This is a genomic window from Cognataquiflexum aquatile (assembly GCF_003316845.1).
In the GTDB taxonomy this organism is placed as follows: domain Bacteria; phylum Bacteroidota; class Bacteroidia; order Cytophagales; family Cyclobacteriaceae; genus Cognataquiflexum; species Cognataquiflexum aquatile.
Window position 1 is genome coordinate 248,347 of sequence record NZ_QMIK01000003.1, and the last position, 12,281, is coordinate 260,627.

Annotated in this window: 12 protein-coding genes and 1 tRNA gene; 6 read left to right on the forward strand and 7 right to left on the reverse strand. The window is 39.8% G+C overall.

Annotated elements, in window-relative coordinates; genetic code table 11:
* Positions 1 to 95: 95 nt before the first annotated feature.
* The 4 genes from DQW11_RS09890 to DQW11_RS09905 all read right to left on the reverse strand — a co-directional run bounded on the left by DQW11_RS09890 (position 96) and on the right by DQW11_RS09905 (position 5,097).
* Complete coding sequence (locus DQW11_RS09890) at positions 96 to 2,021, reverse strand: OmpA family protein (protein ID WP_113923913.1); 1,926 nt, start codon at positions 2,019 to 2,021, stop codon at positions 96 to 98.
* A gap of 52 nt (positions 2,022 to 2,073) precedes the next feature.
* Positions 2,074 to 2,565 carry a hypothetical protein gene (locus tag DQW11_RS09895; protein ID WP_113923914.1) on the reverse strand — a complete coding sequence of 164 codons (492 nt, stop codon included), beginning with the start codon at positions 2,563 to 2,565 and terminating at the stop codon, positions 2,074 to 2,076.
* Positions 2,566 to 2,724: 159 nt separating this feature from the next.
* A complete protein-coding gene (locus DQW11_RS09900; RefSeq protein ID WP_113923915.1) occupies positions 2,725 to 3,516 on the reverse strand; it encodes a (Fe-S)-binding protein in 792 nt (263 codons plus the stop codon).
* A gap of 240 nt (positions 3,517 to 3,756) precedes the next feature.
* The gene (locus DQW11_RS09905; protein WP_113923916.1) at positions 3,757 to 5,097 is read right to left on the reverse strand and encodes a 4Fe-4S dicluster domain-containing protein; all 1,341 of its coding nucleotides are present in this window, start codon (positions 5,095 to 5,097) and stop codon (positions 3,757 to 3,759) included.
* Positions 5,098 to 5,202: 105 nt separating this feature from the next.
* On the opposite strand from DQW11_RS09905, the gene DQW11_RS09910 reads away from it, so the two are divergent.
* From DQW11_RS09910 to DQW11_RS09935, 6 genes are all read left to right on the forward strand, one after another.
* Positions 5,203 to 5,275, forward strand: a tRNA-Phe gene (locus DQW11_RS09910).
* A gap of 207 nt (positions 5,276 to 5,482) precedes the next feature.
* The gene (locus DQW11_RS09915) at positions 5,483 to 5,971 is read left to right on the forward strand and encodes an RNA polymerase sigma factor (protein WP_113923917.1); all 489 of its coding nucleotides are present in this window, start codon (positions 5,483 to 5,485) and stop codon (positions 5,969 to 5,971) included.
* Complete coding sequence (locus DQW11_RS09920; RefSeq protein WP_113923918.1) at positions 5,961 to 6,392, forward strand: hypothetical protein; 432 nt, start codon at positions 5,961 to 5,963, stop codon at positions 6,390 to 6,392. Before DQW11_RS09915 ends, DQW11_RS09920 begins: the two co-directional genes overlap by 11 nt.
* Before the next feature lie 17 nt (positions 6,393 to 6,409).
* Complete coding sequence (locus tag DQW11_RS09925) at positions 6,410 to 6,925, forward strand: DUF4252 domain-containing protein (RefSeq protein ID WP_232826716.1); 516 nt, start codon at positions 6,410 to 6,412, stop codon at positions 6,923 to 6,925.
* Positions 6,926 to 6,940: 15 nt separating this feature from the next.
* Entirely contained in the window at positions 6,941 to 7,420 is a 480-nt protein-coding gene (locus DQW11_RS09930; RefSeq protein WP_113923920.1) for a DUF4252 domain-containing protein, read from the forward strand.
* A 427-nt stretch (positions 7,421 to 7,847) separates the two neighbouring features.
* Positions 7,848 to 8,444, forward strand: coding sequence for a hypothetical protein (locus DQW11_RS09935; protein ID WP_113923921.1), 597 nt, complete (start codon positions 7,848 to 7,850; stop codon positions 8,442 to 8,444).
* 72 nt (positions 8,445 to 8,516) lie between these two features.
* On the opposite strand, the gene DQW11_RS22570 is transcribed toward DQW11_RS09935, so the two are convergent.
* The 3 genes from DQW11_RS22570 to DQW11_RS09950 form a co-directional block, all read right to left on the reverse strand.
* Entirely contained in the window at positions 8,517 to 10,517 is a 2,001-nt protein-coding gene (locus DQW11_RS22570) for a pseudouridine synthase (RefSeq protein ID WP_113923922.1), read from the reverse strand.
* A gap of 103 nt (positions 10,518 to 10,620) precedes the next feature.
* Positions 10,621 to 11,442 (reverse strand): N-acetylmuramic acid 6-phosphate etherase, encoded by an 822-nt coding sequence (murQ, locus tag DQW11_RS09945; protein WP_113923923.1) that lies wholly within the window; start codon positions 11,440 to 11,442, stop codon positions 10,621 to 10,623.
* A complete protein-coding gene (locus DQW11_RS09950; RefSeq protein WP_113923924.1) occupies positions 11,439 to 12,281 on the reverse strand; it encodes an N-acetylglucosamine kinase in 843 nt (280 codons plus the stop codon). The genes murQ and DQW11_RS09950 overlap by 4 nt, the downstream gene beginning before the upstream one ends.

Below are 12,281 nucleotides of genomic sequence, written 5' to 3' on the forward strand. Positions count from 1 at the left end.
CTGATTGGAATGATAATTAATCCGACATAAACGAAAAAAGGAGAGGTCAACCCTCTCCTTTTTTTATGTCAATGGAATTCTTGTTGCAAAATGTTTTATTCCTTGATTTCAATTACTTTGAATTCTGTTCTTCTATTGGTCTGATGTTCTTCTTCAGTTTGGGCATCTGCGATAATCAACTGTCGCTTGCCATAACCTTTGGCTACTAACCTGCTCGCATCTATTCCCTGTGAAACAAGGTAAGCCACTGCTGATTCAGCCCTTCTTTGTGTCAGCGCATCGTTATACTCATCTGTTGCACGTGCATCAGCATGCGAACTCAATTCGATCCTGATGCTTGGATTGTCTTTCAGGATCTTGACCAATTTATCCAACTCCAATGCTGCATCGGCACGGATATCCGCTTTGTCAAGGTCATAATAAATATTTTCGAGCACTATTGACCTTTCCAAAATCAAAGCATCCAATACTACCGTGGTGTCAAGGGTGATATTGGTGACTTCTTGAATCAGATCTTGTGGTTTTGGTGTCTTGCCAATGGTAGTGTAAGTTATGCTTTTGCTGAAATAGCCGCTTTTGGAGGCGATGATGGAGAAATTGGCTTCAGGTGCCAATGTAAATCTCAGTCTTCCGTTTTGGTTTGAGAAATCCCCCCCAACGTTTTTATTTGCGCCGTCATACAATACAACCCTTGTCTGTGGCAAAATAACTTCGGTTCCGTCATCCTTTTTCTCTTTTGTGGTCACGTTAAGAAAAACATTGACGATTTTTGGTTTCGGTGTTTTGTCTTCAAAGAAATAAATGTCGTCATCTCCCAAACCTCCTTCCCTATTGGAAGATAGGAATCCTTCTGTCGGATATTTGGAAAAAAAGATTCCAAAATCATCTGCCACTGAATTGATGTTTGAGCCTAGATTTTTCACTTCCCAACCCTTATCCGTCCTTTCTGCTACAAAGAGATCCATTTTCCCAAAACCGGCGTGGCCATCTGAGGCAAAAAAGATCTTGCCGTCTGAAGCGATATAAGGAAACATTTCATTGCCGGGAGTATTGATTTGGTTTCCCATATTCACTGCATTTCCAAAATCTCCGTTGGCAAGTTTAGTCGCTTTGTAGAGGTCTTGGCCACCTTTGCCGTCCGGTCTATTGGAAGCAAAATAAAGCTCATTACCATCAGGACTGAATGCTGGTGTGGTATTATAATAAAACTCATCTTCATTGACAGGCATCCAAATCGGTTGGGTATATCCTCCGCCACGGAAATAGGAAACAAACAAATGAACATCGGGAAGGTCTTTTGTGGAGGTTGAATTCGCCCTAGCATAGATCAAGGTATTTCCATCAGGACTGACGGCCATGGAACCTTGGTTTAGGTTCTCCTCATTCCGGAATTCGGGAAGCTGTTGCACACTTTGCACATCGACTTTGATTCCTTCCGCTCTGGTACGGAACATTTTTAAATATGGTGTTCCGGTGGAAGCATATATGCCACTGCTTTGTCTGTTGCTGGTAAAATATAGGAAACCATCGTTCACAACCGGAGAATATTCAGCAAGCGGTGTATTCAATAACTTGTAATTTTCCACCTGCATGAATTCCCAATAATTCTGGATTTCACTGATTTTTTTGAGATTGGAAATTTCAAGTTCTACAAGTTGAAGGTTTTTATCATCAAGAGTCAGTCCCTTGGCTTTCTCAAATGCGGATATTGCCTGTTCATATTCACCTTGGCTTTTTAGACTTTGTCCTAGCCTGAAAAATGTCTCGTAAGTTTCCTCTTCTGAAGCCAGTTTTTCATAATAAGCTTTGGATTCTTCTATCCTGTTGGATAGCCGGTAGCTTTCTGCTACATAAAAATTAGCCTGCTTGTTTTCCGGTTCTTTTTCAAGAATCTTCGAAAAAGTGTTGATAGCAACTTGATATTCACCTGACTGAAACTGGTTTTGGCCTTTTTGGTACATGCTAGTGCAAGCGCCTAGCAATATGGGTATCAAAACAAGAAATAAAGCAATTCGCTTCATAGTTATTTTGGAATGTTTTCTTAATGTTTTAAATATAGGATTTTTATCAAAATTAATTCTCAAAGAATTTGTTCAGCCAGGATTCTTTTGCCTTGATTTTCCAATTATTCTCCAAATCGGCCTTGTTTTTCACTACAGGATTCAATACGATTGTTTCGGCCTGAAGGATTCCTTCTGTTACTTTTGATTTGATACCGAGGATAGGATTTACTTCCAAGTCTCCTTCACTTTTGATAAATGAAACTTTCCCCTGATTGAGCAGGTCGATGTCCAATTCATTTTCAATGTCCCTCAAAACTCTGACTGAAGAGTCTATCGAGCAGCCACTTGCTCCTAACTGACTTTCATCCACTGCCAAAATGATGACTTGATCAAACCGGATTTCAAAGGAAGTGGGCATCAATGCACCATGCGTATTCCATTGCTCGCAAAAAGCAGACAATCTCGAAGATAGAATCTCCAATTCGCTTTTGTCCAATCTTCTGTTTGAGGTATATGTCCAGATTCTGGCATTGGAAGGCATCTGATCAAATGGCTTGTACATGATTATTGTCGGTTAGCATTTACAGTAAAGTATTTCGGACTGCTTTTATTTCTTTAACCTAACGGTAATTTTTGAGAAATTGGTTCTTTTAATCAAACAAAAGTCAAAAATAAACCCCAAATTTTAAACTTGGGGTTTTGATTCGGAATTTTCATGTTTTCAGATGCCCATGTCCTTGGCCAGCATTTCTGCCAGGTCATAGACTTTTACTTCATTTTCTTTCTCTTTATTCTTGACACCGTCGGACATCATCGTCAGGCAAAAAGGACAGCCAACGGCTATGGTGGTAGCTCCTGTTGCCAAGGCTTCTTCTGCTCTTTCCACATTGATATCTTTCCTTCCGGGCTCAGGCTCTTTAAACATTTGTGCACCTCCGGCTCCACAGCACAGCCCTTTGGTCTTGCAGCGCTTCATTTCTACAAGTTCTACATCCAATGCCCTGATGACATCACGGGGTGCTTCATAGACATCATTTGCTCTCCCAAGATAACAGGAATCGTGAAAAGTGATTTTCTTGCCTTTGAACTCCCCGCCACCTTGAAGGACGATTTTCCCTTCATTGATCAGTTGTTGGAGAAATTGGGAATGGTGGATGACTTCATAGTTTCCGCCAAGGGCAGGATATTCATTTTTGATAGTATTGAAGCAATGGGGACAAGCCGTCACCACCTTTTTGACTTCATAGGCATTCATCACCTGAATATTGGAAACTGCCTGCATCTGGAACAGGAACTCATTTCCTGCCCTTCTAGCAGGGTCACCGGTGCACGCTTCTTCGGGTCCGAGTACTGCAAAACTTACCCCCACTTTATTCAAAATTTTGACAAAAGCTTGGGTTACGGCTTTGTATCGTTCGTCGAACGAACCTGCGCAACCTACCCAAAAAAGTATTTCTGGGGTTTCCCCGGTAGAGGCCATTTCGGCCATGGTTGGTACTTTATATGTTGACATTAATTAGATGTTAGTCCCGATAGCTATCGGGATGAGATGTGAGATATGAGACCTTAGAAACAAGAAACGAGATCAGAGAAACAATACATTGAAATCAAGAATGAATTATTAGAACGTATTTCAATTAGAATTTTTGATTGATAAGTGGTGAAATTGCGCAATGGAAATTTGAACAAGTTGTTTGGGATTCAAGAATTTAAAAACCTAAGGGGCAAAATCTCAAATCTCTAGTCTCAAGTCTCAATTCTCCTTAATTTCTTCATTTTTTACTTTTTCTGCCCAATTAAACCTGTCAGAAGGAGGGAATTTCCATGGAGAAAAGGCCGTTTCCATATTCTGAAACATGGAATTCCATTGTGCAGGCGCTGCGGATTCTTCCATGGATACATACCTTCTCATCTGAAGAATGATAGACAGCGGATCTATATTGATCGGACAAGCTTCAACACACGCATTGCAGGAAGTACAGGCATTTATTTCTTCTTTGCTGATATAATCCCCAAGCAGTGATTTGCCGTCAGCCAATCCAGGGCCACCTGAGTCCATGCTTTTCCCCACTTCTTCTGCCCGGTCCCGCACATCCATCATGATTTTCCTAGGAGAAAGCTTTTTGCCGGTGATATTGGCAGGACACTCTGCTGTACAGCGACCGCACTCAGTGCAGCTGTAGGCATTCATGACATTGACCCAACTGAGGTCATTGATGTCTTTGGCTCCAAATCTTCCGATCTCAGCAGGAGGTTCTGCGCTTGTATCAGTAGCTATTCCGAGCATCATGTTGACTTCATTGGTCACCTCAGGCATATTTTTCATTTCACCTTTGGGCTTGAGGTTGGAATACCAAGTGTTGGGGAATGCCAGGAAAATATGCAAATGCTTGGAATAGGTCACATAAACTGCGAAAGCCAGAATACCTACTATATGAAACCACCATGCAAACCGCTCAATAAATACCAAAGTGCTGTCAGACATTCCTTGAAAAATTGACTGAAGGAAACTGCTGAAAAACAATCCATTCAAAAGCGTATAATGCGGAACTCCGCGGGAAGCCAGGATTTGATCTGTAGCATTCATGGTGAGAATGGCAAACATCAAAATGATTTCGATGACCAGAATGAGATTGGCATCCATGGCAGGCCAACCGTTCAATTCAGGTTTGGTGAAGCGCTCGACCTTCATGACATTTCTCCTGATCAAAAAGGCAACACAAGAAACCAACACGGCTATGGCCAGAAACTCAAAAATATTCATTGCCACTCCATAGGCTGATCCTAGGAAAGGAGCAAAAACCCTGTGCGTTCCGAATATCCCGTCAATTACAAATTCCAACACTTCTAGATTAATGATGACAAAAGCCACATATATCATCAAGTGCAAAATAGCCGGAGTAAACTTTTTGAACATTTTCTGTTGTCCAAATGCTACCAATAGCATGGTCTTCCATCGTTGATCCGGGAGGTCATTTCTAGTCTCTCTTTTTCCTAGGAAAATGTTTCTTCGGAGGAAGCTAATTCTTTTGAAAAGAATGTAGCCTGCTACCGCAAAAACAAGGAGAAAAATTACTTGGGGTAAAATGCTCATATTGTTTGTATTAGCGTTTTTGGGTTGGGTTTAGTCTAAATTTTTTAATCAAATGGTTTGGATCAATGTTTCAATTACCTACATTTGCATCACTTTAACGGAATCGGTGATATAGCTCAGTTGGTAGAGCATCGGACTGAAAATCCGTGAGTCGGTGGTTCGAGTCCACTTATCACCACAAGCCCTGAATATTTCAGGGCTTTTTTTATGCCCAATTGATGTTTTTTAAGGTTATGATTGGTTTTCATTTATTGAAACTTTGCATTGCAAAATAATAAATAGTAGGCATGCATACTATTTATTGTCTAATTTAAATTTAATCTAAAGTTCAGTTTTTTTTCCAAATTGCTGTAACATTCCAATTTCCCGATCATCATCTACCTGAATGAAGACTTTTTTTGAAGCACACATCTGGTCGCTAAAAAACAAACTGTATCGTATGGCTTTTCTCTGGGTCAAAGACAGAGAAGTAGCTCAGGATGTATTACAGGCAGTTTTTGAAAAAGCATGGTTGAGAAAAGATGAGCTTCAAAAAATGGAAAATCCTACCGGATGGATGGTGAGAAGTCTGAAAAATGAAAGCCTTCAGCACTTTCGGGTTTCAAAAAAGTTTGATTCCATAGGAGATTTTGATATTGAATCAAATGAAGAAGAAAATCACGATAGAAGTAAGGAAGTGAAGATGGTTTTTAGGTTTTTGGAATCACTTCCTGAAAAGCAACGGGAAATATTTCAGTTGAGAGAGGTAGAAGGATTGACGTATGAGGAAATCGGGGAGTACCTCGAGATTTCATTGGATCAGGTGAAGGTCAATTTGCACAGGGCAAGAAAGACATTGAAGGATTATTTGATGCAGCAGAAAAATGGAAAATAGGTTAAGCTCATTATTGGAAAAATATTGGGAAGGCGAAACTACCCTTGAAGAAGAAAGAGAAATCAAAAACCTTCTACAAAATGAGGAAGGCTTTGAAGAGGAAAAGAAGTTCTTTTTGGGAATTGACATAGTTTCCGCAATACAGCCCAATGAATTTGAATTAAAAAACAAGATTAGAAAGCCAACATTTCATTGGCTTAAAATAGCAGCTTTGTTTATCATCTTTCTCGCAGTGGGATCTGCAATATATAGGTACCAAGTGAAGAAAGCCGAAAGAGAGGCCTTTGAGCAAGTAATGCAGGCTTTTAACCTGATTCAAACCAATATGCAAAAAGGTACTGAAAGCCTCGGTGCCATGGAGGAAATGAGGCATTTGAATACCACCCAAGAGATTTTCAATATTAAAGAAGAAAGGCAATGATAAAAAGAATAATTCCAATGATCATAATGACCCTCTTGGTAACAGGAGTTCAGGCTCAGGATGATGCGATCACTAAATTCTTTTCCAAATATATGGAGGATGAGAATTTTTCCAGGGTGTATATCAGCCCAAAAATGATGCAGATGGCCGGTGGATTTCTGAAATCCGCCAGCGAGGATTCAGATCAGGAGGCGGAGGATTTAGGGGAGTTGATATCCAAAGTCAGAGGAATCAGGATCTTATCTACAGATACTCCTAACGGCAAAAACCTCTATCAGGAAGCCATGGCGACGCTTAATAAAAACAAATATGAGGATTTGATGGATGTGGCTGACAAAGGGTCCAATGTCAAGTTTATGGTGAGGGAAGAAAATGGTTTGGTCAAGGAATTATTGATGATATCCGGTTCAGGCGAAAGTTTCACCTTGCTGAGTATGTTGGGAAATTTTACTTACCAAGACCTTAACATTCTCGCTGAAAAGACCAACATGCCCGGAATGAAGGAATACCAAAACGGAAATAAAAAGAAATAGATAAACCATAAACCAATGAAAAAACTACCCTTGATTATCTTCCTTGCCATGTTCGCACATATGGCCTATTCCCAAAGCAAAAGTGTGGATGCACTTTACCAAAAGTACAAAGCCAATGAGGATTTCTTTCATATGGACATAGGAGGCAACTTTATGAACTTCGCCGAAGGATTCAATGTGAAATTGGATGAAGCCAAAGTAGAAGGTATCGTCAAATCCCTGGAAAGGGTCAAACTTTTCAAACTCCCTGAAAACAGCCCCACAGGTCAGGCAGAGTTCAAAACACTTCATAAAGCTTTGGAAAAAGAAAAGTATGAATTGATGATGGAAACATCAGATAAAGGAAACGGAGTTTTGATTTTTACCAAAGGAGATAGGATGATCAGCGATGTCGTAGTCCTCTTAAATGACAAAGAAGGTGACCTTATGGTCGTTGAATTGCTTGGAAATTTTGACTCCAAGTCTTTGGCAGAAGCAGGAAAAGGGATAAAATAAAGCAAAAAAGATTTCAAATTTATTGACTTTCAAAGAGCAAAGTAGACTTACTTTGCTCTTTTTTTAATTTTGGAGGTATTTGAAAGTTATTCTTTTTGATTTTTATATGTCTATACATAAAAAAATTTTATTTGGTTTTTTTGAGAAATGCAACTCTTCAGCACCAAATGACATCGATTCCGAAGAAATAAAACCTAATTATTGAATCATTAAAAATTATTTTATTTCATTGCCAAAATCGCAATAAAATTATTTTTTGTTAAATTATTTGCAATGAATCAGCATTCTATCTATGTTTGTATCGAAGTCAAATACAAAACGGCTTCAACTCACCCCCGAGTAACCGACCTCAGATTGTTTAATAAAGGAGAAATCCAGCAGAGGTAACCTTATAAAAAATTTCTTAAACCAACTAAATTTTATTACTATGAAAGCATTCATTGCAACAATGATTCTTGCTGCAAGCGTTTCAGTAAGCGCTATGGCAAACGAGGCAGGTTCTGAGAAAACTGCAAAATCCCCGGTAACACTTAGAAAAGTGGACGAAAGCAAAGTTAAGCTCATGTATGGCCTGAACCAAGCTAAAACAGTAACGGTGAAGATTTTTGACGAAAACAATTTCCTTGTCCAAAAGGACAAAATTGTTTCTGAAAACGCCTTTGCGAAGTATTATGATTTTTCAAAACTTAAAGCAGGAGTGTACTCCATGGAAGTTTATGAAAATAATGTGGTTGTGGACCAACTCCAAATGGATCTTAATGAGACCGTAGCATCATCTCCTTTGGTCTATACCAAACTTGAAAAAATCGAAGGAAACAGCTACAAGTTGCTGGTAAATGCACTTCTTCCTTCTGATCTATCTGTTTTGATATTTGAAAATGACAAATTGGTCCACGAGGAGAAAGTTGACAATTCAATTGGATTTCAAAAACTCTACAAATTCCAGTATCTAAATGCAGGTGCAAGGGTGGAATTCTATGTGAGAAGCAGTGACGGTTTTGCGGAATTGTTAGCCGTAAAGTAAATTTGATAGCTAAACCAACAAAAAGAAAGGCCTTGGATATCTCCAAGGCCTTATTTTTTTGCTTTCTATTGATTAAAGAAAGTATTTCAACTGAATGACTTCTTTTTCGGAAAGAAATCTGTATTTGCCTCTTGGAAGATCTTTTTTATCCAACCCGGCAAAAATAACCCTGTCCAAAGCCTCTACTTCATATCCAAAGTGTGCAAATATCCTTCTCACAATCCTGTTTCTACCAAGGTGAATTTCCAATCCTAAGATGGTTCGGTCTTTGGAAAGCACCTGCATGTCATCAACTTTAGCAGGTCCGTCTTCTAAGGTTATCCCTTCAAGGATTTCCTTTTCGTCATTGGCGGTTAGAGGCCTGTTTAATGTGACCTGGTAGATTTTCTTGACATTATTGGAAGGATGGGAAAGCTTCGCTGAAAGTTCACCGTCGTTGGTAAACAGTAACAGCCCGGTCGTATTCCTATCCAATCTTCCAACTGGAAAAACCCTTTCTTCACAGGCATTGGAAATGAGGTGCATGACCGTTTTCCTATCCATCGGATCTTCCGTAGTGGTGATAAAATCCTTTGGCTTGTTCAAAAGCAAATAGACAGGCTTCTCCGGATTGATGTTTTTTCCTTTATAGATTACCTTGTCGGTCCTGTTTACCTTGTAGCCCAATTCTTTGATTACCTCGCCATTGACCTGGATTTCTCCGTGTTGGATCAAAACATCCGCTTCTCTTCTTGAACATATTCCTGAGTTGGCGATGAATTTATTCAACCTGAGTGAATCTGACTGTACTTTAGGATTATGGTTCTTCTCTAATTTTTCAAAATTGTAGTTGGGTCTTTCTCCTGAGATGTCGTCAGTAAATGGTTTTCTAATCTTCTTTTGAAATCCAGTTTCTTTTGGGAGATCGGATTTAAGGATTTTTTCATAAATAGGTTTTTCATCCTTTCCTCTTCCACGATACACGCTTTTAAAATCTTCTTCTGCAGCAGGTTTTTTATTTAATCCTCCTTCAGCATTTCTTTTTCCAAATGCAGGTTTGTCGTCTTTTGAAAATCTGTCTGATTTTTTGTAATCCTGATTTTCAGGTGATGTTTCAGTCGGGATTTCTTTTTTCCTTTCAGGAAATTGCCCATCATATCTTGACTTTTTTGGTCCTTTCTTTTCAGAAAGATCCCTGACACCCTCAAATTCTTCTTCGTCTTTGTTAGGAATAGTACGGCGTTCTAACCTTGGAAAATCATTTCTGTTTTCTGCCCTTCTTGCTGATCTCTCCTCATCCAATCTTGGTTTTCTTGGACCTTTATTTTTGGATGTTTCATTGAAGTCCTCAAATTCATCAAATTCCTCAGTTCTTTTGCCGCCTATTGGTGAATCACTTCTGCTTCCAAACCTTCTCTCAGGTCTTTCACTTTGGGATTTGGAAAAAGGCTTTTTGTCGGAATAGTCTTTATTTCCTTCGAATCTTCCTTTGTCTCCGTAAGGTCGGGGCGAACCTTCACCTTTAGAATAACCCGGCTTTTTGTCGAATTTTCTTTCTCTGTCAGGCTTGGAACCTCTGAATTCCTTTTTATCAGAATAGTCTTTTTTCCCTTCAAATTTACCTTTGTCTCCATAAGGACGGGATGAACCTTCGCCTTTGGAATATCCTGGCTTCTTGTCAAAATTTCTTTCTCCGTCAGGCTTGTAGCTTTTGAAATCTTTTTTGTCGGAATAGTCTTTTTTCCCTTCAAATTTACCTTTGTCTCCATAAGGTCGGGATGAACCTTCGCCTTTGGAATAACCAGGTTTCTTGTCAAAGTTTCTTTCTCCGTCTGGTTTTGGTCCTCTGAATTCCTTTTTGTCGGAATAATCTTTTTTCCCTTCAAATTTACCTTTGTCTCCGTAAGGGCGGGGTGAACCTTCGCCTTTGGAATAACCAGGTTTTTTGTCAAATTTTCTTTCTCCGGTTGGCTTAGAACCACCGAAATCTTTTTTGTCAGAATAGCTCTTTTTTCCTCCGAAGTTTCCTCCCTTGTAGGGCTTTGGGCTGTCATCGTTTCTTGAGCCCGAACTTCTGTTATTGTCTTTTTTCATTGTGTTGCAGCATCTCTGCTGTATTAAGATGTAATCTTTTTGATTCAGGTACTAAGTCGCTGAATTTAAAAGGGATGCAAAGATAAGAAAAGTTAGATTATAATCAGAGTCCGGTTCCACTCTTTTGGAAAAAGGCCTCTACTGCGGAACGTACGGATCCATATTTCAAAAGCATTTCCTTGGCTTCATCCTCAGGGCTGCCTGTTGATTCCATTATCATGCGGATTCCTCTGTTGACTAGCTTTTTGTTGGAAAGTTGCATATCCACCATTTTGTTGCCTTTCACCCTTCCCAGTTTGATCATTGTCGTTGTGGAAATCATATTCAGCACCAGTTTTTGGGCTGTACCTGCTTTCATCCGTGTGCTTCCTGTGACAAATTCCGGACCGGCAACGACCTGGATGGGGAATTGGACCTCTTTGGAAAGAGGGGAATCACTGTTGCAAGTAATACATCCTGTGAGCAATCCTGCTTTTCTTGCGGCCTTGACACCTCCGATTACGTAAGGTGTCGACCCTGATGCGGCAATTCCTACGACTGTATCCTCTTTGTTGAACCCGAACTTTTGGATGTCAATCCATGCTTGGTCGGGATCATCCTCCGCATTTTCAACTGCTTTTCTGATGGCAGAATCCCCGCCCGCAATGATACCTACCACCCAATCATGGGGTACGCCATAAGTTGGAGGGCATTCTGAAGCATCCAGGATTCCAAGTCTTCCACTTGTACCTGCCCCGATATAAAAAAGTCTACCGCCTTTTTTCATTCTTGGAACGATCTGTTCTACTAGGGCTTCTATTTCTTTGATTTGTTTTTCGACAGCAAATGCGACTTTTTTATCTTCCTCATTGATTTTTTCTAATAAAGAAAGGATATCCATCTGCTCCAGATTGTCATGGAGCGAGTTGCTTTCGGTAGTATTCATAGTAATTCTTTGTGATAAAGGGTTAATCCTGCAATTGGTCCTTCCAAAATAAGGTTGACCTGAATTTCAGTGTCATAAGCGGCATTTCTCAGGATGTCACTGTTATAGAAAGCAATAGAGCCGACGAAACTCACAGGTTTTTTTTTGTAATCATCATATTTCATGACGGTTTTTTTGAAAAAATCCTGAAATGAATTGTAATAAAGCAGGTAGCAATAGGGATCGGCGGTATGTTCAGATATAAACCTGCAAAAACTCGCCATATACCTTCCGGGAAAAGGTCTTTGATAGACATTTTCGATGATGGTCTGGGTATCAAGTTGGAATTTGTCAATTACCTTTTCCCTCAGTTTATTGGGCATTTCTTCATGAATAAAATCCTGTAGAAATTTCCTTCCTATATATGCGCCTCCACCCTCATCACCGAGGATATATCCCGGGGCTGGTCTTTTGTTGATGATAATTTCACCATCATAATCACAACTGTTAGATCCTGTTCCCAAAATGCAGGCAATGCCGGGTTGGTTACCGCAGGTAGCCCTAGCTGCTGCCATGAGGTCATGGTCAACATTGATGTCGGCATTTTTGAAAACACCCCGAAGCGCATTTGTTACTTGAAGTCTGTTTTTTTGTGAAGAGCATCCGGCGCCATAGAAATAGATGGTGTCGATATGGTCCCTCAGGTTTAATAAATAATTGTCCTGAAGTTCATTGGCCATTTCTTCGGTTGTTTGGTAATTGGGATTAAAACCAATACCTCTATGTTGACTGATTTCGCCATTTTGGTTAATTACTCTCCAGTCAGTCTTGCTTGCACCACTATCAGCGATCAATATCAT

What these genes read in the sequence shown, in the direction of transcription:
- DQW11_RS09890 (WP_113923913.1), bottom strand. Translation starts at nt 2,021, where the DNA reads ATGAAGCGAATTGCTTTATTTCTTGTTTTGATACCCATATTGCTAGGC.
- DQW11_RS09895 (WP_113923914.1), bottom strand. Translation starts at nt 2,565, where the DNA reads ATGTACAAGCCATTTGATCAGATGCCTTCCAATGCCAGAATCTGGACA.
- DQW11_RS09900 (WP_113923915.1), bottom strand. Translation starts at nt 3,516, where the DNA reads ATGTCAACATATAAAGTACCAACCATGGCCGAAATGGCCTCTACCGGG.
- DQW11_RS09905 (WP_113923916.1), bottom strand. Translation starts at nt 5,097, where the DNA reads ATGAGCATTTTACCCCAAGTAATTTTTCTCCTTGTTTTTGCGGTAGCA.
- DQW11_RS09915 (WP_113923917.1), top strand. Translation starts at nt 5,483, where the DNA reads ATGAAGACTTTTTTTGAAGCACACATCTGGTCGCTAAAAAACAAACTG.
- DQW11_RS09920 (WP_113923918.1), top strand. Translation starts at nt 5,961, where the DNA reads ATGGAAAATAGGTTAAGCTCATTATTGGAAAAATATTGGGAAGGCGAA.
- DQW11_RS09925 (WP_232826716.1), top strand. Translation starts at nt 6,410, where the DNA reads ATGATCATAATGACCCTCTTGGTAACAGGAGTTCAGGCTCAGGATGAT.
- DQW11_RS09930 (WP_113923920.1), top strand. Translation starts at nt 6,941, where the DNA reads ATGAAAAAACTACCCTTGATTATCTTCCTTGCCATGTTCGCACATATG.
- DQW11_RS09935 (WP_113923921.1), top strand. Translation starts at nt 7,848, where the DNA reads ATGAAAGCATTCATTGCAACAATGATTCTTGCTGCAAGCGTTTCAGTA.
- DQW11_RS22570 (WP_113923922.1), bottom strand. Translation starts at nt 10,517, where the DNA reads ATGAAAAAAGACAATAACAGAAGTTCGGGCTCAAGAAACGATGACAGC.
- murQ (WP_113923923.1), bottom strand. Translation starts at nt 11,442, where the DNA reads ATGAATACTACCGAAAGCAACTCGCTCCATGACAATCTGGAGCAGATG.
- DQW11_RS09950 (WP_113923924.1), bottom strand. Translation starts at nt 12,281, where the DNA reads ATGATATTGATCGCTGATAGTGGTGCAAGCAAGACTGACTGGAGAGTA.